The sequence below is a fragment of the Streptomyces sp. NPDC048277 genome, from assembly GCF_040652235.1.
Taxonomy (GTDB): domain Bacteria; phylum Actinomycetota; class Actinomycetes; order Streptomycetales; family Streptomycetaceae; genus Streptomyces.
The window spans coordinates 107,001-125,905 of record NZ_JBEZLQ010000011.1 but is presented as its reverse complement, the minus strand read 5'-3'; the positions used below and the strand labels follow the sequence as shown (position 1 = coordinate 125,905).

Below are 18,905 nucleotides of genomic sequence, written 5' to 3'. Positions count from 1 at the left end.
GCCTTTGACACCTGCGCCGGGTGCTTTTTGCAGCACTCTCACAGAACCCGCCCCATGCTTGATGTTTCAAGTGTTACGCTCGCGGCCATTCCCCCCACCCTGGCTCAGGAGAATCGCTGTGCTGGACGGCAATGTAGTGGTGATCGGCGGCGGTTACGCGGGCATACGGCTGGCGAAGAAACTGGACGCGACGGCCCATGTCACGCTCGTGGACCGTAAGGAGGTCTTCTTCCACCGCATCGCCTCGCTGCGGGCCGGCGTCCGCCCGGAGTGGACGGGAGCCCCGTTCATCCCTTACGACCGCCTGCTGACCCGCGGCAGTGTAGTCGTGGGCAAGGCGGTCCGCATCGACACCGTCGAACGCCGGGTCGCCCTCGCGACGGGCGACCGGCTGCCGTACGACGTGCTGGTGATCGCCACCGGCGCGGACTACCCCGAGCCGGCCCGTTTCGTCGGCTCCAGTCCCGACGAGGCCGCCAAGGCCTTCGCCGAGCACCAGCACAACATCGCCACCGCCGAGCACATCCTCGTCGTCGGCGGCGGCCCCTCCGGCGTCGAGCTCAGCGCCGAGATCCGGCTGGCCCGGCCGGACGCCCGGGTCACCCTCGCCCACTCCGGGCAGGAACTGCTGCACTCCACGGGCAGCGCCCGCGCCGGCCGCAAGGCCCGGACCTGGCTGGAGTCCCACGGCGTGGCGGTACGGCTGGACTCCTTCATGTCCCCCGGCAACGAGTTCGGCACCTACCGGGACGCCCACGGCACCGTCCTCGCCGCCGACCTCTCCTTCTGGGCGACGGGCACCACCCCCAACACCCTCTGGCTGCGGCTGGCCGGGCACGGCGACTGGCTGTCCGGGACGGGACACATCAAGGTCGACCGGACGCTCCGCGTCGACGACAGACCGGACGTGTTCGCGGTCGGCGACGTGAACGACGTCCCCGAACTCAAGGTCACCCCGGCAGCGCTCGCCCAGGCGGAGGTCGCCGCCCACAACATCCTGGCCTACCTGCGCAGTTCGGGACGGCACAGCAAGAAGGCGCGCTCCTACCGGGCCGTGCACCGCACCCCGCTGATCGTGCCCTTCGGCCCGGCCGACGGTGTGACCGTGCTGCCCGTTCCGCTCGGCGAGAACGCGGTGCTCGGCACCCGTACCACCGCGATGGCCAAGGCGAAGACCCTCATGACCCCTTACATGCGACGCCAGTTGGGCTACTCCGCGGCCTGACCGGGGTACTCCGGGCGGAGTTCGCCGCGCACGTCGTCGTCCGGCCGGGTCTCCTCGATGACCGGGCGCGCCGTCGTCAGCGCCAGGGCGCGGCCCTCCTCGGGGGGGCGGAGATCAGGGTATGCGTACGGTCGCGGGCGTCCGGTGCGGTTCGGGCCGACGCGGCCGTCTCCACCCGCCTCGCGGCGATCCGCCCGCCCGGGCGCTCCGGGCCGGCTCACGTGACACTTGAGGGAGGTCGACCGACGAGCACGGCACGGGGAGGCGAGGGCGGTGATCGCCGTCAATCCGACGGACAGTGCCTCGCTGCTCGCTGCCTTCGGCGCACTGGGCGTCCTGGTGGTGATCTTCGCCGAGTCCGGACTGCTGGTCGTCGGATTCTTCCTGCCGGGTGACACCCTGCTCTTCCCGGCCGGCGTGCTGTGCGCGGCGACCGCGGACCGGCCGCCCCGGCTGGAGCTGTGGCAGGTGCTGGTGTGCGCGGCCGTCGGTGCCGTGGCGGGCGGACAGCTGGGCTATCTCATCGGGCGGCACGGCGGGCGGCCGCTGCTGGACCGGAGCTCCAGACCCCGGGTGCAGGCGGGCGTGGTCCGGGCGGAGCGGCTCCTCGCCCGGTACGGGTACGGCAAGGCGCTGGTGATCGGACGCTTCGTGCCGATGGTGCGGTCGGTGCTGCATCCGGCGGCCGGGGCGCTCGGGGTGCCGGTGCGGACGTTCACCGTCTGGCAGACGGTCGGCGGGGTGCTCTGGTCGCAGAGCTTCGTCCTCGCCGGGTACGCCCTGGGTTCGTCCGTCTCCCACATCGACCACTATCTGCTGCCGCTGGTCGCGGTGATCGTCGTCCTGTCCATGCTGCCGCTGCTGGTGGAGGCCCGGCGCAGGCGCTGACCCCGGTTCAGGGCTCCCAGTGGGCCAGCCGGTGCAGGGCCGCGGCCGTGTCCGTGAAGCCGTCGGTGCCGAGCAGAGCGCGCAGTTCGGCGTTGAAGCGGTCGATCTCGGGCCGCGCCACGTCGAGTACGGCGGCCCCGTGCTCGGTCAGTTCGAGGACGACCGCGCGGTGTTCGCTGGGGTGCCTGCGCCTGCTGACGAGTCCGGCCTCCGTGAGCCGGCGGACCAGCGCGGTGATGCCGGACTCACGCTGCTGGAGGACCCGCGCCAGTTGCTGCTGGGTGCTCCCGGGCTCGTCGGCGAGCGCCAGCAGGGCGCCGAGCTGGGCCGTGGTGATCCCGGCGACGGACAGCAGGCGCCGGTCGGCGGTGGTGCGCAGCTGGTGCGCGGCGCGTTGCAGGAGGAAGAAAAGGCGCTGGTCGGGCTCGGGCATGGGCGGAATCTTGACAGACGCGACGGCCGGGCGCCATTCTCACTTCACTAGTGAATCGAATATTGCCGTGCACCGACTGAGTACCGAGATTCGGTAGGGGTGGCGAGTGTGAACGACACGCCCGATCTGGCCTTCGCCCAGAAGATCCTGGCGGCCCAGCCCTTCAGCGTCCTGCTGGGGACACGGCTGACGGCCTTCGGCGCCGGCGCGGCGACGCTGGAGCTGGACGACCGCGCGGAGCTGCGCCAGCAGTACGGATACGTCCACGGCGGGGTCATCGCCTATGTGGCGGAGAACGCGATGGCCTTCGCCGCCGGTACCGAGCCCGGGGACCGGCCCCTCACGGCCGGGTTCACCATCGACTACGTACGCCCGGCGGGCGGCGCGCTCCTGCGCGCCCGGGCCCGGGTGGTCCGGCACGGCAGGGCGCTCGCGGTCTGCCGCTGCGACGTGGCCTCCGTGGGCGGCGACGGCACCGAGACGCTGTGCGCCGTGGCCCAGGGCACCATCTCCTTCGCACCGCCCGCCGGCTCCGGCAGGGCCTGACCAGAGACTTGCGGGCGCCGGCCAGGTGCGCGGGGTACGCGTCCCGCAGGCAGGCACTTCAGCCCCTCCGGTGAGGGTGGCGGCATGGCCGCGGGGTCCGTCATACGGAGCTCCTGGTTCCCGGCCTCGGACGCGCCGGTACCGGCCGCCCCGTCCCCGGATCTCACCCGGCGGCAAGCGGTTCATCCGGTGAGCAGTCCGGGGTTCTTCCTGACGAATTCGGCCACCCCCGAAGCGGGCCGTCCCAGGACCTGCTCCACACCGTCCGCGTGGCGGTCGTAGCGACCGGCCGCGTGCAGGCGGGCCATGGTGGAGATGTGCTGGAAGGTGTGCTCCGGCAGTCCCAGCGCCGCGAGATCGTCGTCGAGCCATGCCTGGAGGGGTACGTCGTGAAAGCCGACCGTGTGGCCCACCGCCGTGGAGACGTCCGCCGCGATGTCGGCGACGCCCTGGGACCGGGGGCCGGTCAGTTCGTAGGTCTGTCCGACATGAGGGGCCGGATGGGCCAGGATCTCCGCCACGACCGCGGCGACGTCGTCGGCCGCTATCGGGGAGGTCTTCGCCGGGCCGAACGGCCACCGGATGACGCCCTCCCGCGCGATCGAGGAGAGGATGATCCGGAAGATCGGATTCTCCAGGAAGACGGTGGGCCTGACCTCGACCACGGGCAGGCCCGACCAGTCGAGAACCTGCTCGACCAGCCACTGCTGCCGATGCTGATGCGAATCGGACCCGCTTGTGGCATCCATTTCGGAGACGGTGAGCTGCGACATGTTCACGAACGCCTCCAGTCCCCCGTAGGCGCGTGCGACGGCCGTGGTCGTCACGGCGGCCGTCAGGTACTCCGCCGACACGGCCATGCCGAAATAGAGACGTCCGCAGCCGTCCAGGGCGTCGGCGACATCGCGGGCCCGGGTCAGGTCCCCGACGACGACTTCGGCGCCGGTCGCACGGAGCGCCTGAGCACGGTCGTCGTCCCGCCGCACCAGGGCACGGACCTGGAGGCCCCGCCTCCGGAGGCCCTCGACCACCGTCCGGCCGACGGCGCCGACCCTGCCCGCGGCACCGGTCACCAGGATGGGCCGCTCGTTCGCGTCCGGGGTGTGGTCCACAGAGGCAGCCTCCGCTCCGCACCACCGGGCCGCAACCGGAGTGGTCCGCTCGGCGCCCGGACCCACGCTCGAATAAAATTCGGTTGAATATCCGTTTCCTCGGCTATTTCGGCGTCTGATGGGTCATGTCATGGACGGTATCGCCGACCTGGGAGGAACCCCGGGATGGGGCTCCATGCATCCGCCGAGACGGGACGAGCCCGTTTTCAAGGAACCCTGGGAGAGCCGGGCGTTCGCACTCGCCATCCTGTCGAACCGGGTCTCCGGGGGGAACCTGGACTCCTTCCGGCACGCGCTGGAGCGCCTGGACCGCACGCACTACTTCGACGACGGCTACTTCGGGCGCTGGCTCAATGCCGGAGAGCTGAGGCTGATCGACAGTGCCGTCCTGGCGCCGGGCGCGATCGACGCCCGCGCCCGCAACCTCCGCGGCGAGCACGTGGCGGAGCCTCCCGTCCCGGAGCCGGACCTGCCCGAGTACTCCATGACCGCCGAGGGCACGCTGCGCTCCCTCGGCACCGCGCCCGTGTTCTCCGTCGGCGAGCGGGTGCGCGCCAAGGACATGCCGGTGCCCGGACACACCCGGCTGCCGCGCTATGTGCGAGGGCGTGCCGGCATGGTCGACATCGTCCAGCCCGCCGGCGTGCTGCCGGACACCAACGCCCACTTCCTGGGCGAGAACCCGCAGTACGTCTACTCGGTGCGGTTCGACTCGCACGACCTGTGGGGCGCCGACGCCGAGTCCTTCGAGCTCACCGTCGAGCTGTTCGAGAGCTACCTGGAGGCCGCCTCATGACCGGCCCCGGCACCGGCGAATCGGCCGAGCGCCTGCCCGCGGCCCTGCGTACCGAGGCGCTCGAACAGCTGCTCACCGAGCGGGGACTGATCGACCCGCAGGTGATGGACGGGCTCATCGCCACCTACGAGACCGGCGTGGGTCCGCTCAACGGCGCGAAGGTCGTCGCCAGGGCCTGGACGGACCCCGGGTACCGTCGCCGGCTGCTCGGCGACGGCACCGCCGCCATCAGGGAACTGGGCTTCGGCGGGTTCCAGGGCGAGCACATCGTCGTCGTGGAGAACACCGCGACCACGCACAACGTGGTGGTCTGCACACTGTGCTCGTGCTACCCCTGGCCGGTGCTCGGCCTGCCGCCGAGCTGGTACAAGAACCCCGCCTACCGCGCACGGGTGGTGAGGGAGCCGCGCGCGGTGCTGTCGGAGCTGGGACTCGAACTGGCCGACGACGTGCGCATCACCGTCCGCGACTCCACCAGCGAGGTGCGCTGGCTGGTCCTGCCCGAGCGGCCCGCGGGCACCGAGCACCTGTCCGAGGAGGAGCTGGTGCCGCTGGTGACCCGGGACTCGATGGTCGGCGTGGCCAGGGCGGAGGCACCGTGAGCGCGCCGCTGGCCGTCGAGGGCCCCGCCGCACCGCCGCGCGCCAACGGCGAGCTGGTGTTCGCCGAGCCGTGGGAGAGCCGCGCCTTCGGTATGGCCGTCAGTCTCCACGAGTCCGGTGCGTTCGCCTGGCCGGAATTCCAGGGCGCGCTGATCGCCCGGATCAGGGCCTGGGAGAACACGGCGGCGCCGGACGAGCCCTACGTGTACTACCGGCTGTGGCTCGCCGCCCTGGAGGACGTGCTCACCGGCCTGTGTGCCGTGTCCGCGGACGAGATCACCGCACGCGCCCAGGCCCTGGCACGACGTCCCGCGGGCCACGACCACCGAAGCGACCACCGGCACGACCACGAGCATCCGCACTGATCAGCCGGACGTCAGCGGCACCAGCCGTCCCCGGGAGATGAGGGACACGGCCTTCTTGAGGGGCCGTACCCGCATGCTGACGCTGTAGCCGTCGATGCCCGGGGTCGCGGCGACCCGGGTGGTCAGATAGCGGTAGAAGTCGTCGGGGTCGCGGCTGATGACGCTGACCATCAGGTTGTACTCCCCGCTGACGGCACCGGCGAACGGAACCTCCTCGTGGCGGGCGAACTCCTCGCCGACCCGCTCCAGATGGGCGGGGGCCACGCGCAGCCAGAGGGTGGCGTTGAGGGGGTAGCCCAGCCGTTCGGGGAGCAGCTCGATCTCGTACTCCAAGGTGCCGGAGGTCTCCAGGGACTCCAGCCGGCGGGCCACCCGGGCCGGGGACCAGCCGGTGAGTTCGGCGAGCCGGGTCTGGGTGGTACGGCCGTCCTGGGCGAGCGCGTCGAGCAGCGGGGCGTCCTCGTCCGCGGGCAGCGGCGGGGGCCCGGGGACGGGCGGCGGCCGGTCCGCCGTGAGCAGCCGTACCTGCTCGGCGTCGAGGCTGTCGCCGTAGCCGGTCCACTCGGCGGTGCCGGGAGCGCCGTACTCGTGCAGGAGCAGCTCGATGCTGATGTCCAGGACCGAGGCCGACCTCGGCAGTTGCCGGAACAGGACGTCGTCGCGCTCGGTGTCGAGCGGCGAGCGGATCACGCAGAAGATCTCCGAACCGCCCGAGGCCAGGTGGGCGTAGGCGATGTCGGGGCGCCGGGCGAGGGCGTGGGCGAGCGGGCCGACCCGGTCGGGGCGGCAGCGGATCCGGGCCACCCACTGGGCGGAGCCGTACACCCGGGGGTTGACCAGTCCCAGCACCCGCAGGACGCCGTCGCGGCGCAGCGCCTGGTAGCGGCGGGCGGCCGTCTGCTCGGAGACGCCCGCCACCTCGCCGATCCGGCGGAACGGCAGCCGGGGTGCGCACTGCAGGGCGCGGAGGATCTTCCCGTCCACATGGTCGAACATGGCGGAAGTGTGCCACAGGAACCGCACTTCTATGGAGGCTTTTGTAGGCGGGATGGCTGTTGGTTGGCGGTTGCGGGTGTCCAGACCGGATGCTGTGGCGGCGGATTTCCCATCGGAAGTCCGTACGACCCAGGCCGCCGGGTTCGCCGGTGGCCTCGACCGCGGTGCGGTGCGCCGCGAAGGAGAATCTCCGTGAACGTCACGACACCGGCGAGCGCGCCGGTCGAGCGGCGGGCGGCCACGATCGTCATGGCCTGCCTGGGCGTCTTCGTCGCCTATCTTCCTGTCACCACCGTCTCCGTGAGCCTGCCCGCCCTGCAGGCGGCGCTGAACGCCTCGACCGCCCAGCTGTCCTGGGTGCAGGACGCGTTCGTGCTGCCCATGGCCGCTTTCATCCTGACCGCCGGTGTCTTCGGGGACGTGCACGGGCGCAAGAAGGTGTTCCAGGCCGGGCTGTTGTTCTCGGCGGCCGGCGCGGTCACCGCCCTGTGCGCGCACTCCATCGAGGTCGTCTGGGCCGGGCAGGCGCTGGCCGGGACCGGCGCGGCCGCGCTGCTGCCCACGACGCTGGCGCTGATCAGCCACGCGGTGCCGGACCACCGGGAGCGCGGCAAGTACATCGGCATATGGGCCACCTGTCTGATGGCGGCCCTGGCGGTCGGTCCGATGATCGCCGGTGTGGTCGTCGAGCACTTCTCCTGGCGCTGGATCTATCTGCCGGCCATCCCCGTGGCGCTGCTCTCCGTGGCCGTCGCGGCCCGGCGGCTGACCGACTCCCGCGCTCCGCACGACCGCCGTCTGGACTGGCCGGGCCAGCTCACCGCCACGCTCGCGATCACCGCGCTGGTGTACGGCGTGATCGAGGGCGGCGCGGGCTCGTTCACCGACGTCAAGGTGATGGTGGCGCTGTTCACGGCCGTGGTCGCCGGTGTCGCCTTCGTACTGGCGGAGCGGCGCAGCGACAGCCCGATGCTGGACCTGAGCCTGTTCCGCAGCCCCGCCTTCACCGCCACCACGCTCGTCGCGATGATCAGCTTCCTGGCGATGATCGGGTTCTTCTTCGTGCTCAGCCTCTACTTCGGCATGGTGCAGCGCCTGGGCACCCTGGAGGCCGGGTGGCGGCTGCTGACCGTCACCGGGGCGGCCCTGCTGGTCGGCGGGCCCGCCGGACGTCTGATGCACCGGGTGTCCGCGCGCGTGATGATCACCGGCGGGCTGCTGCTCGTCGCCGCGTCCCAGTTCGCGCTGACCGGCCTGGCCGCCGACACCTCCTTCGCCTCGGCGGCATGGCGGCTCGCCCTGCTCGGCCTGGGCATGGGCTTCGTGATGACGCCCATGACGGCGACCGCGGTGGCCTCCGTGCCGTACCACCTGGCCGGCATGGCCGCCGCGGGCAACAACGCCTTCCGGCAGGTCGGCGGCGCCCTCGGCCCGGCCGTCCTGGGCGCGCTGCTCACCACCCGGGCGGTCGACGCGCTCCCGGGTCACCTCACCGACGCGGGTGTCACCGGCGCGACGCACGACCGCATCGTGGCCACCGCACAGGCGGACGGTCTCGGCGCGGTCGCCAGGCTGGATCTGGGCGCCCGGACCGGCCAGGCCCTCGGAGCACTGAGCGACTCCTTCCTCGACGGCATGCGCCTGTGCCTCATCACGGCGGGCAGCCTCACCCTGCTGGCCGCCCTGGTCGCGGCGGTCCTGCTGCGCACACCCCGCCAGCAGCTGACGCTCAGGGCCGCCGGGCACACCACGGGCGAGAAGACCCCGGCCGGGCAGAACACCTGACGGCCGCTCACCGCACCAGGCAGGGCCGTTTGGCGTCGAAGTTCCAGCCCTCCACGAGGTACCGCATCCCGGCCGCGTCGTCCCGCCCCGCGCCGAGGTTCCGCTCCTCGTGGAGGGCGTGGGCCGCGAGCAGCCGGTCCATGTCGAGCCGGATGCCGAGCCCGGGGGCGTCGGTCACGGCGACCTCGCCGCCGACGATCCTCGGCGGCTCGACGGTGAGCCGCTCCCGGCCCTCCTGCCAGATCCAGTGCGTGTCGAGGGCGTTGTACTCACCGGGCGCGGCGGCACCGCAGTGGGCCATCATGGCCAGGGAGATGTCGAAGTGGTTGTTGGAGTGGCACCCCCAGGTCAGCCCCGTCGCATGGCAGAGCTGGGCCACCCGGACCGAGCCGCCGAGGGTCCAGAAGTGCGGGTCCGCGAGCGGGATCGACACCGACTGCAGGGCGAGGGCGTGGGTGAGCTGCCGCCAGTCGGTGGCGATCATGTTGGTCGCGGTGGGCAGCCCGGTGGCCCGGCGGAACTCGGCGAGGATCTCCCGCCCCGAGTAACCGCCCTCGGCCCCGCAGGGGTCCTCGGCGTAGGCGAGCGTGCCGAGCAGCGGCCGGCACAGTTCGACCGCCTCGCGCAGCGACCATGCACCGTTGGGGTCGAGGGTGATCCGGGCCTCGGGAAAGCGCTGCTTCAGCGCCTGTACGGCCTTGACCTCCTCCGCGCCCGCCAGCACCCCGCCCTTGAGCTTGAAGTCCCGGAAGCCGTAGTGCTCGTGGGCCGCCTCCGCCTGCCGGACGATCGCCTCCGGGGTGAGCGCCTCCTCGCGGCGGAGGCGGTACCACTCCACGTCGGCGTCGGGTTCACGCAGGTAGTCCAGGTCGGTGCGGTCGGGGTCGCCGACGTGGAAGAGGTAGCCGAGGACGCGTACCGAGTCGCGCTGTTTGCCGTCGCCGAGCAGGGCGGCGACGGGCACCTCCAGATGCTGCCCGAGCAGGTCGAGCAGGGCGGACTCGACGGCGGTGACGGCGTGCACGGTCGTGCGCAGGTCGAAGGTCTGCGCGCCGCGACCGCCGGCGTCCCGCCCGCCGAACTCCTCCCCCATGGCCCGCAGCACCCGCTTGTGGTCGCCCGGTCGGGAGCCGACGACCAGTGGCTCCGCGTCGCGCAGGGTCCGGGTGATCGCCTCCCCGCCGGGCACCTCGCCGAGACCGGTCCGCCCCTCGGAGTCCTCGACGACCACCACGTTGCGGGTGAAGTACGGGGCATGGGCGCCGGAGAGGTTGAGCAGCATCGAGTCCCGGCCTGCCACCGGGTACACGGAGAAGCGGGTGACGACGGGCTGGCTCATGGGTGAAGGTCCTTACGGGAGTCAGGCTCGCACACGCGTCTACACACTCAGGGCGTCGAGGATCTGCTCCATGACCAGAACGCCGCCCAGGCCCAGGATCGCGAGCACGGTCGTGTAGGTCGTACGGGCCTTGATGGCGTCGAGGACCGACAGGTTGAAGTACTCCTTGAACATCCAGAAGCCCGGGTCGTTGACGTGGGAGAAGGCGATCGAGCCGCAGGACACGGCGAGGACCATGAGTTCGGGATGGACCCCGCTGCCCGCGAGCAGCGGCAGGACGACCCCCGAGGCGGTGACCACGGCGACGGTCGCCGAGCCGAGCGCGACCCGCAGGATGGCGGCGATCAGCCAGGCCAGGATGATCGGCGAGATGGACCAGCCGTCGGTGAAGTCCTTGATGTAGCCGGAGATCCCGCCGTCGACGAGCACCTGCTTGAACGCGCCGCCGGCCCCGATCACCAGCAGGATCATCGCCATGGCCTGCGCGGCCTCGCGGCAGGAGCGGGCGACCTCCTCCGTGGTGCGTCCGACGCGCGGCCCGAACACCCACATGGAGACGAGCAGGGTCAGCAGCAGGGCGACCGGCGCGGCGCCCACGAAGTCGACGAAGTGCACGACCGGGGTGTCGGCCGAGGTGGCGAGGTCGGTGACGGCGGAGCCCGCGATCAGCACGACGGGCAGCAGGGCGACCGCCAGCGACCAGCCGATGCCGGGCATCTCGTGGTCCTCGAAGACCCGCTCGCTCACTAGGCCCTTGGGCACCTCGGGGTTCATCGCCCGGACGAACGGCAGCCGGGGCCACACCAGGGCGACGAGCGCGCCGACGGGGACGGCGATGAACAGGCCGTAGAAGAGGGTGAGTCCGGCCGAGGCGTGGAAGGTGGCGGCCACGGCGGTCGGGCCGGGGTGCGGGGGCAGGAAGCTGTGCATGGTGGACAGGGCTATGGACATCGGCAGTCCGACCCAGAGCAGGTTCGACCGGGTGACCCGGACGAGGGTGAAGGCGACCGGCACGATGATGACGAAGGCGGCCTCGTAGAACATCGTGACGCCGATGATCATGGCCGTGAGCACCATGGCCACCTGCACCCCGCGCGGCCCGCTGACGGCGAGGAGTCTGCCGGCGATGCGCTGGGCCGCGCCGGAGTCGCCCATCACCCGCCCCAGCATGGCTCCCAGACCGATGGTGAGCATGGTGTCACCGATCTGCCCGCCGATGCCGTCCGAGAGGGTGCCCGGGATCTTCTCCAGCGGGATCCCCCGGACCACGGCGACGCCCACGGCGACCAGCAGCAGCGCGACGAAGCCGTTCAGCCGGAGCTTCGTCATCAGGAAGAGCAGGATCAGGACGCTGATCCCTACGACGACCAGAGGCAAGCCAGTTCCCCTTTGAACTGGGCGTCACGTCCATATGCCTGAATGACGCCTGCATACAGAGACCACATCTACGTATGGAGACGGAGGCTAGGGACGTGGACATGCTCAGGTCAATGGGTGTGCGGAAGGAATCCGAGGTCACCCGGAAACCGGCGGCTCCAGCACGAAGACGGTGAGCCATTCGGCGTCCGCCGCGTGGTAGCCCAGTTCGCTCAGGGTGCGGGACGCGGCACGCATGTGCGCGGCGCCGTAGACGACCCCGACGGTGAAGGTTCCGGACCGCTGGTCCCAGGCCTGGTGGGCATCGGTCAGGGCCCGCGCGAGCAACCGGTCCCTGCGTCGCACCACCAGATCGTCCACACCGGGCAGGACCTCCTCCGCCGCCTCCTCGGCATCGGTCAGCAGATCCTCGGTCGTCAGATGGCGGGCGAGATAGCGGCGGGTGCCGAACAACCGCATGCCGGCCACGACCGCGGGCACCATCGCGGCCAGCATCACCCGTTCCTTCAACGGCAGCCGCCGGAAGCCCTGTTCGAACTGCGCCCCGCTCATGTCGGGGTTGACCACGGGCACTCCGAGGGAGCCGAAGTCGATGTCCTGTACGACGAGCCCGAGCCGCTCGTGCCGGTCCAGCTGGGCGTAGGAGGCCACCAGCGCGTCCGCGCCCGGCGATCCCTTCCCCACCCCCTCCGCGATCACCAGGCTGCAGCGGTCGCGCAGTTGGGAGATGACCTCCCGGTAGAACCCGGCCTCGCCCAGGTGAACCATCGGGAAGAGCAGGAACTCCAGCCCCGAGCCCGGCCGCCGGAACCGTATGACGGCGGAGCGCACCCCCGCCAGTTCGGTCACCTCGATGAACTGCATCCGGCCCCGCCCCCGTCCCGAGCTCTCCGAGCGCGGTCCCTTTCAGGGTAGGGGCGCGAGGACCGTTCTCGTCCCGTCCGGGAAGCGAATCCCGAAGCCGCCGTCACCGGTCGGCGTCGCACGGGTGCCGGTGCGCAGGGCGTGCGGGTCGCCGTGCACGGCAGGGTCGGCGGTGAGGACCACGAGGGTGGCAAGGAACAGGGTGCCGCCGGGGTGCGGGAGGGTGAGCAGGGGGGTGGCGGAGTGCTCGCCGAACGCGTTGCGGCCCCGGGCGCGGTCCACGGACGGGGTGACGCCGGCCGGTTCGAGGAGGGCGACCAGGGCCGTGGCCAGCCCGTCCGCTCGGCGGGCCAGAGCCCAGCCGGGCCCGCTCTCTTCCCGCGGGGACGCCGAGTCGCTCGCGATCGCCCAGCCGCCCTCACGTACGACCGTCCCGGCGGGCGCCTCCACTCGGTGGACCCGCACCTCCCAGGGACCGTGCACCGCACTGGCCGTGGTGATGCGGCAACCGCCCGGGGCCTGCCGGGAGGCGGCGGTGCGCCCCGCCACGTACAGCGGACGGATACGCCCCCGCCGGCTGGGACCGTCGGCCCCGAGCAGGGCGATGTGGTTGTCGGGGCCGGGCGGGGTCCCCGGGGCCGTGGCGCTGGAATAGGCGAACTTCGCGTAGTGCGGGCTGTCCTCGGCCTCGGCGGGCGGGGGCGGCAGCCGGTCGGTGCCGTGGTTGACGAGCCGTACGATCCCGTCGGCGGCCGTGGCGTGCAGCAGCCAGCCCGGTGCGGGCAGGGCCCGGGTCACATCTGCCGTGTCGAGGGGCGCGGGCTCCTCGGGTGCCGTCCACACGGGGTGGTCCACGGGCAGCAGGAGGCCGAGGAAGGCCTTGCTGGCCCAGTAAGGGGAGGCGGGGCCCGAATAGCCCTGGGCGACGGGGAGAAAGGGCCGGTACCAGCCGAGGGTCAGCAGCCCCCGCTCGTCGGGGACGCCCCGCTCCGTGAAGTGCTTCAGGGCGCCCGAGGCGAGGCGCCGGGTGCGGCCGGGCGGCAGCGGGGTGGCGTCGGCGAGGGCACCGGCCCACAGCGCGGTGACGGCCGCGTACCGGTAGGTGAGGGAGCGGCCCTGGTGGACGGGGGCGCCGTCGGCGCCGAAGAAGTGCTGGTGGACACCGAGGAACTCACGCAGCCGCGACCGGTGCCGGGCCACGGCCCAGGGGTCCGCCCGTTCACCGGCGATCCGCGCCCACAGCACCGGATACAGGTGCAGCGCCCAGGCGTTGTAGTAGTCGAACTTCCGCCCGTCCCCGTCGGTGTACCAGCCCCCGCCCCGGTACCAGTCGTCCAGCCGGGCCAGCCCGGCGTCGATCTCGGCGCGACGGTACGGCCCGCCGACGGAGGCGAGGAACTCCTCCACGATGACCTGGAACAGCCGCCAGTTGGAGTCGTTGACGACGGCACCGACGAAATCCGACAGCCAGCCGACGACTTGCTCCCGCACCCGTTCGTCGAGATGGTCCCAGAGCCACGCCCGCGACTCGTGCAGCGCCACGGCGATGGAGGCGGCCTCCACCATGGGCTGCCCCCGGTCGGTGATGGGCGGCCAGTGCTCGGGGTGCCGGGGATCGGTACCGGCGGCGAGCCCGCTGGCGTACCGCTCGATGAGGACGGGTCCGACCTGCCCTTCGGACCCCGCGACACGAAAGGCGGCGAGAAGAAAGGACCGCGCGAACCCTTCGAGCCCGTCGGACCATTCCCCGGAGTGACTGGCCCGGCCGGGCAGCCGGTATTGAGCGAACTTCGGGGAGGCGTAGGGAAGCAGACCATCCAGAAGTCGATCTGCCATGTTTTCCCAGTGATCACGGGTCCACCCCGTAATCGGCGAGAGCTCGCGGTCGGACGACGGCACCAACGGGGACCCTCCTTCCATCAGGGGTATCTGCAGCGCCCCTTTAGGGGCGCGGGGCTGTGTCAATTTGCGGCTCCGCCGCGTGGGCGCGACCAGCCACAACGCACCCGCAGACTCAATTCGACCGTGGCACCGCGGCAACACTCCCCCGCACGACAATGTGCGTACCGAGCAAGTGACGTACTCCCGCCGCAACTTCCGGATCCCGCAGAGCGAACCGCACAGCAGCCCGCCCCAACTCCTCCGCCGGCGTCCGCACAGTGGTAAGCGGCGGATTGAAATCCTCAGCCAGCGGAATGTCGTTGTACCCCACGACAGAAATGTCCTCGGGCACCCGCAACCCCCCATCGGCGATCGCGCGGAGCGCCCCCGCCGCCACCATGTCGTCCCCCGCGACCACCGCCGTGAACTCCCGCTCCCCCTTGAGCAGTTCGGTCATCGCACGCAATCCGGCGGCCCGCCCCAGCCCGCAGTCGACCACGCAGGCCGCGTCCTCGGGCAGCCCGTACTCCGCGAGCGCCGCACGGTAACCCGCGACCCGCGCATCGAGCGCCGTATTGCCGGGCAGCCCCCCGAGAAACACGATCCGCCGATGCCCCGCCGACAGCAGATGCCCGGTAATGGCCCGAGCCCCCGCCTCGTTGTCGAACTCGACCACCAGCGCGGGTATGTCCGGATCCGGCGCGGGACGGCCGCACAGCACCAGCCTGGCCCCCGCCGCCGCCAGTGCCTCCGCGTACCGCGCCACCCGCTTCCGGTACGCGTCGTCCTCGACGACCCCGCCGACCAGGATCACCAGCCGCGCTCCCTCCTCCCGCATCAGCTGCACGAACTCCATCTCGCGCTGCGGGTCCCCGCCCGTCGTGCCGACGAGGCAGAGCCAGCCGTGACCGGCGGCCTCGGCCTCCACGCCCTCGGCGACCTGCGCGTAGAAGGGGCTGGTGACCTGGCGGAGGACGACGGCGACCATCTTGCGGCCGCCGCCCACCAGGGCCCGCGCATGCGCGTTGGCGACGTAGTCGAGCGCGCGGGCGGCGCGCAGGACGCGGGTGCGGGTGGCGGGCGGGACCGGGTAGTTGCCGCTGAGCACCCGCGAGACCGTGGCCACGGACACCCCCGCCCGTTCGGCGACCTCGCGGATCGTGACCCGCCCCTTTGCCGTCGTCATACCGCTCCCGTTCCCCTCGTCCTCGACCGTGTCGGGCCGTCGTCCCGGCCGCTCAGATGTTCGCGGCGTACTCCCTGGCGAACTCCTCGGCCATTCTGTCGCCGCCCCGGGCCCGCCATCCGGTCACGGCGGTGTCGTAGTCGGACATCGAGGCGCGGCCGGCGATGACGGCGGTGACCGTGTCGTCCATCAGGGCCTTGAGCGTGGTGCCCTGGGCCGCCTCAGTGGTGGACTTGAGGCCGTAGGAGGCGTTGCGGACGGCGACCGGGACGACCTCGGTCTGCCAGTCGTGCAGGGCCCGTACGGCGTCCGGTATCCCGGGCACGAACAGCACCTGGGGGCCTTCGGCGAGGTAGCGGAAGGGCAGGTTGGTGACGTTCTCGACCTCGCCGAGCCTGGTCGCCTCGGGTGAGCCGTCCTTGCCGCGGGTGAAGTGGACGCCCTCCAGGCCGTAGTGGCCGAGCTCCCACTCCTTCGTGCCGAAGGGGGCGGCGAGGTAGTCGAGAAGCCTGAGCAGCATCTCGATGCGTTCCTTCTTCGCCCGCTTCAGGATCGTGTAGCCGAAGGAGCGGCGGGCGGCGACGATGCCGCCGGGGGTGCCGTCGACGCTGTACGGCAGTGCGGCCGCCGGGGTCAGCAGCCCCTTGGAGTCGGGGTAGCGGGTCTGGTACGCGCCGAAGCCGTCCTGGAGGGAGCCGACGGTGCCGTTGAGGAAGAGGGTGCCGAGGTCGGCGGAGGAGACCGAGGTGGCGTCGGGGTAGTAGGAGCCGTTCTTGCGGAGGGCGGCCTGGTAGGCGACGGACGCCTTGTAGCGCTCGTCGGTGTAGGCGGTGTGGAAGGCGCCCTTCCGGTCGACGGCCCAGCCGTTGGGGGCGTTGTGCGCGGCGGCGTGCACGGCGTTGCCGAACAGGGAGCCGGCGGCGGCGCCGAGGGCGTAGGTCCTGCCGTGGGTGCCCTTCTCGGCGACGGCGGCGAAGTCCTCGGACGTCCAGCCCGCCTTCATCCCGGCGTCGGTGAACAGCCCCTGGTTGAGCCACAACGTCGAGCCGGGCAGCGGGCGTTCGAGCGGGATGCCGTAGATCCGTCCGCCGATACGGCCCATGTCGCGCCAGGCGTCGGTGGGGAGGCCGGCCAGGTTGGGGTAGTCGCGGACGGCCTCGCCGGAGAGGTACGGCGTGAGGTCCTCGGCCCTGCGCTGCACGAACTGGGCCTCGCGGGGCAGGGTGAAGCCGGAGAAGACGTTGAGGATGTCGGGGAGCGAGCCGGGGTCGCCGGCCATGACGGTGGCCATCTTCTTCTGGTAGTCGGCCTGCGGGATCACCGTGAACTCGATCGTGACGCCGAGGGCCTTCTCGACCGCGCGCCAGTACCGGTTCTGCGAGGCGCCCTTGGGCGGGGTGCCGAAGGTGACCGACATGACCCGGACCGTGGAGCCGTCGCCCGGGGTGCGCCCGACCGAGGTGGTCAGGTCGGCCGGGTAGGTCAGATACCCGGCCTGGACGCCCGCGGCGGTCGGCGCCAGGTCGGGCCGCGGCCCGGCGGCGGCCGTACCGGCGGGCCAAGCGGCCAGTTTCTTCCCCGCGTTGGAGACGTCGCCGTCGTCCGGGGCGGTGGAGCAGCCGGTCAGCAGACCGGGGACCGCGACGGCGGCGCCGCCCGCGGCCACGGTACGCAGCAGGGCGCGTCTGGACATGCTGGGCATGGCAAGTGACCTTTCCCTAGCGGCTCTTGAAGTCGGGTCAGCTCTTGATGGCGCCGGTGAGCACGCCCTTCGTGAAGTACTTCTGCAGGAAGGGGTAGACGGCGAGGATCGGCACGGTGGCGATCACCAGGACGGCCATCTGGACGGTCTGCGGGGCGTTGACCGTGCCGTCGCCCGTGGTCTGGTCGGTGAGTCCGGAGCCGGCCACGACATAGGTGCGCAGCACCTGCTGGAGCGGCCAGTGGTCGCTCTCCAGGTAGAGGGAGGCGTAGAACCAGGAGTTCCAGTAGGCGACCGCGTAGAAGAGGCCGACGACCGCGAGGGCCGCCTTCGACAGCGGCAGCACGATCGACCACAGGACGCGCAGGTCTCCGGCGCCGTCGAGGCGGGCCGCCTCGTACAGCTCCTGGGGGATGCCCTGGAAGAAGCCGCGCAGGACGACCAGGTTGAAGACGTTGACCAGGACCGGCAGGACGAGGGAGCCGTAGGTGTCGAGCAGGCCGAGGTCCTTGACCAGCAGGAAGCTCGGGATCACGCCGGGCGGGAAGAGGAAGGTGAACAGGACGAGGAGCAGGGCCGGGCGGCCGCCGGTGACGCCCGGGCGGGACAGGGCGTAGGCGAGGGTGACCGTGCAGGCGAGGCTGAGCAGGGTGCCGACGACGGTGACTCCGGCGCTGACGCCGAGCGCGTGGGTGACGATGCCGCCGTCGAGGATGTCCCGGTAGGCCTTGAGGGTGGGGTGCTCGGGCCACAGCACCCAGCCGCCGCCCGCGACGACCTCGCGCTGGGAGGCGAGTGAGGTCGACACGATGACGAGGAAGGGCACGCACACCAGCAGCACGACGGCCGTCAGCGCCACCGCCTTGCCGGCCTGGGTGACGGGCTTCGGCTTCTCCATCCAGCCGGGCCGCCCAGTACGGGACGCGTGGACGGCGCTCATATGTAGACCCCCTGTTCGCCGAGCCGGTGGGCGACCTTGTTGGCCGCGTAGACGAGCAGGGCGCCGATGAGTCCCTTGAAGAGTCCGGCGGCGGCCGCGTATCCGTAGTCGCCGCCGACGATGCCCTGGTAGTAGACGAAGGTGTCGATGACCTCGGCGGCCTGCGGTCCGACCGCGTCGCGCTGGAGGAGCATCTGCTCGAAGCCGACGGAGAGGATGTCACCGAGCCGCATGATGAGCAGCAGGACGACCACGGGCCGGATGGCGGGCAGGGTGACGTGCCAGAAGCGCCGCCAGGGGCCGGCGCCGTCGATCGCGGCGGCCTCGTACTGCTGCTCGTCGACCTGGGAGAGCGCGGCGAGGAAGATGATCGTGCCCCAGCCCGCGTCCTTCCAGATCACCTGGGCGACGACGAGCGGCTTGAAGGCGTCGGGGTTGCCGATGATGTCGACGGTGTGCAGTCCGGCGTCGCCGAGGTAGCCGTTCAGCATCCCCGTGTCGCCCAGCATCTGCTGGAACAGGGCGACCACGATCACCCATGAGATGAAGTGCGGCAGATAGGCCACCGACTGCACGAACCTGCGCACGGTCGACCGGGTGAGGCTGTGCAGCAGGAGGGCGAGGGCGAGCGGCACCGGGAAGTAGAAGACGAGCTGGAGCAGCGCGATCCAGAGGGTGTTGAGGACCGCGTCCCAGAACTCCGCGTCGCCGAACATCCGCTGGAAGTTGCCGAGTCCGGCCCAGGGGCTGCCCCAGAGGCCGTCGAAGGGCACGTACTCCTTGAAGGCGATGACGTTGCCGAGCAGGGCGCCGTAGTGGAACACCAGGAAGTAGGCGAGCCCCGGCAGCATGAGCAGGATCGGTGTCC

Annotated in this window: 19 protein-coding genes; 7 read left to right on the top strand and 12 right to left on the bottom strand. The window is 71.6% G+C overall.

Annotated elements, in window-relative coordinates:
* Nucleotides 1-118 precede the first annotated feature (118 nt).
* Nucleotides 119-1,225 carry an FAD-dependent oxidoreductase gene (locus AB0D85_RS24220; RefSeq protein WP_362323654.1) on the top strand — a complete coding sequence of 369 codons (1,107 nt, stop codon included), beginning with the start codon at nucleotides 119-121 and terminating at the stop codon, nucleotides 1,223-1,225.
* Here AB0D85_RS24220 and AB0D85_RS24215 read toward each other — a convergent pair.
* Complete coding sequence (locus AB0D85_RS24215; RefSeq protein ID WP_362323651.1) at nucleotides 1,210-1,446, bottom strand: hexameric tyrosine-coordinated heme protein; 237 nt, start codon at nucleotides 1,444-1,446, stop codon at nucleotides 1,210-1,212. The genes AB0D85_RS24220 and AB0D85_RS24215 overlap by 16 nt on opposite strands.
* Nucleotides 1,447-1,498: 52 nt before the next feature.
* Between AB0D85_RS24215 and AB0D85_RS24210 the strand changes: the two genes are divergently transcribed.
* The gene (locus tag AB0D85_RS24210) at nucleotides 1,499-2,113 is read left to right on the top strand and encodes a DedA family protein (protein WP_362323648.1); all 615 of its coding nucleotides are present in this window, start codon (nucleotides 1,499-1,501) and stop codon (nucleotides 2,111-2,113) included.
* Between the two features lie 7 nt (nucleotides 2,114-2,120).
* Here AB0D85_RS24210 and AB0D85_RS24205 read toward each other — a convergent pair whose 3' ends face one another.
* Nucleotides 2,121-2,546, bottom strand: a complete 426-nt coding sequence (locus tag AB0D85_RS24205; RefSeq protein WP_362323644.1) for a MarR family winged helix-turn-helix transcriptional regulator — start codon at nucleotides 2,544-2,546, stop codon at nucleotides 2,121-2,123.
* Nucleotides 2,547-2,654: 108 nt separating this feature from the next.
* Here AB0D85_RS24205 and AB0D85_RS24200 point away from each other — a divergent pair, with 108 nt between their 5' ends.
* The gene (locus AB0D85_RS24200) at nucleotides 2,655-3,092 is read left to right on the top strand and encodes a PaaI family thioesterase (RefSeq protein WP_362323641.1); all 438 of its coding nucleotides are present in this window, start codon (nucleotides 2,655-2,657) and stop codon (nucleotides 3,090-3,092) included.
* Nucleotides 3,093-3,274: 182 nt separating this feature from the next.
* Here AB0D85_RS24200 and AB0D85_RS24195 read toward each other — a convergent pair whose 3' ends face one another.
* Nucleotides 3,275-4,204, bottom strand: a complete 930-nt coding sequence (locus AB0D85_RS24195) for an NAD(P)H-binding protein (protein WP_362323638.1) — start codon at nucleotides 4,202-4,204, stop codon at nucleotides 3,275-3,277.
* 118 nt (nucleotides 4,205-4,322) lie between these two features.
* On the opposite strand from AB0D85_RS24195, the gene nthB reads away from it, so the two are divergent.
* From nthB to AB0D85_RS24180, 3 genes are read left to right on the top strand one after another with little or no spacing between them, the layout of a single operon-like run.
* Nucleotides 4,323-5,000: a nitrile hydratase subunit beta gene (gene nthB / locus AB0D85_RS24190; RefSeq protein WP_362323635.1), complete on the top strand. Its 678-nt coding sequence runs from the start codon at nucleotides 4,323-4,325 to the stop codon at nucleotides 4,998-5,000.
* Nucleotides 4,997-5,602, top strand: a complete 606-nt coding sequence (gene nthA / locus AB0D85_RS24185; RefSeq protein ID WP_362323632.1) for a nitrile hydratase subunit alpha — start codon at nucleotides 4,997-4,999, stop codon at nucleotides 5,600-5,602. The genes nthB and nthA overlap by 4 nt, the downstream gene beginning before the upstream one ends.
* The gene (locus AB0D85_RS24180; protein ID WP_362323629.1) at nucleotides 5,599-5,967 is read left to right on the top strand and encodes a nitrile hydratase accessory protein; all 369 of its coding nucleotides are present in this window, start codon (nucleotides 5,599-5,601) and stop codon (nucleotides 5,965-5,967) included. Before nthA ends, AB0D85_RS24180 begins: the two co-directional genes overlap by 4 nt.
* Here AB0D85_RS24180 and AB0D85_RS24175 read toward each other — a convergent pair whose 3' ends face one another.
* Nucleotides 5,968-6,963 (bottom strand): Lrp/AsnC family transcriptional regulator, encoded by a 996-nt coding sequence (locus AB0D85_RS24175; RefSeq protein WP_362323626.1) that lies wholly within the window; start codon nucleotides 6,961-6,963, stop codon nucleotides 5,968-5,970. It lies immediately after the preceding gene.
* 192 nt (nucleotides 6,964-7,155) lie between these two features.
* Between AB0D85_RS24175 and AB0D85_RS24170 the strand changes: the two genes are divergently transcribed.
* Nucleotides 7,156-8,748 (top strand): MFS transporter, encoded by a 1,593-nt coding sequence (locus AB0D85_RS24170; protein WP_362323623.1) that lies wholly within the window; start codon nucleotides 7,156-7,158, stop codon nucleotides 8,746-8,748.
* 7 nt (nucleotides 8,749-8,755) lie between these two features.
* Here AB0D85_RS24170 and AB0D85_RS24165 read toward each other — a convergent pair whose 3' ends face one another.
* The 8 genes from AB0D85_RS24165 to AB0D85_RS24130 form a co-directional block, all read right to left on the bottom strand.
* On the bottom strand, nucleotides 8,756-10,087 hold the full coding sequence (locus AB0D85_RS24165) for an enolase C-terminal domain-like protein (protein ID WP_362323620.1): 1,332 nt from the start codon (nucleotides 10,085-10,087) through the stop codon (nucleotides 8,756-8,758).
* A gap of 39 nt (nucleotides 10,088-10,126) precedes the next feature.
* Nucleotides 10,127-11,464 carry a gluconate:H+ symporter gene (locus tag AB0D85_RS24160; RefSeq protein WP_362323617.1) on the bottom strand — a complete coding sequence of 446 codons (1,338 nt, stop codon included), beginning with the start codon at nucleotides 11,462-11,464 and terminating at the stop codon, nucleotides 10,127-10,129.
* A gap of 138 nt (nucleotides 11,465-11,602) precedes the next feature.
* Complete coding sequence (locus AB0D85_RS24155; protein WP_362323614.1) at nucleotides 11,603-12,328, bottom strand: hypothetical protein; 726 nt, start codon at nucleotides 12,326-12,328, stop codon at nucleotides 11,603-11,605.
* 42 nt (nucleotides 12,329-12,370) lie between these two features.
* A complete protein-coding gene (locus tag AB0D85_RS24150; RefSeq protein ID WP_362323611.1) occupies nucleotides 12,371-14,248 on the bottom strand; it encodes a DUF2264 domain-containing protein in 1,878 nt (625 codons plus the stop codon).
* Between the two features lie 94 nt (nucleotides 14,249-14,342).
* The gene (locus AB0D85_RS24145) at nucleotides 14,343-15,395 is read right to left on the bottom strand and encodes a LacI family DNA-binding transcriptional regulator (RefSeq protein WP_362323608.1); all 1,053 of its coding nucleotides are present in this window, start codon (nucleotides 15,393-15,395) and stop codon (nucleotides 14,343-14,345) included.
* Nucleotides 15,396-15,447: 52 nt separating this feature from the next.
* Nucleotides 15,448-17,097 (bottom strand): extracellular solute-binding protein, encoded by a 1,650-nt coding sequence (locus AB0D85_RS24140; protein WP_362323605.1) that lies wholly within the window; start codon nucleotides 17,095-17,097, stop codon nucleotides 15,448-15,450.
* 37 nt (nucleotides 17,098-17,134) lie between these two features.
* On the bottom strand, nucleotides 17,135-18,037 hold the full coding sequence (locus AB0D85_RS24135) for a carbohydrate ABC transporter permease (RefSeq protein WP_362323602.1): 903 nt from the start codon (nucleotides 18,035-18,037) through the stop codon (nucleotides 17,135-17,137).
* Nucleotides 18,034-18,888: an ABC transporter permease subunit gene (locus AB0D85_RS24130; RefSeq protein ID WP_362323599.1), complete on the bottom strand. Its 855-nt coding sequence runs from the start codon at nucleotides 18,886-18,888 to the stop codon at nucleotides 18,034-18,036. The genes AB0D85_RS24135 and AB0D85_RS24130 overlap by 4 nt, the downstream gene beginning before the upstream one ends.
* Nucleotides 18,889-18,905 lie beyond the last annotated feature (17 nt).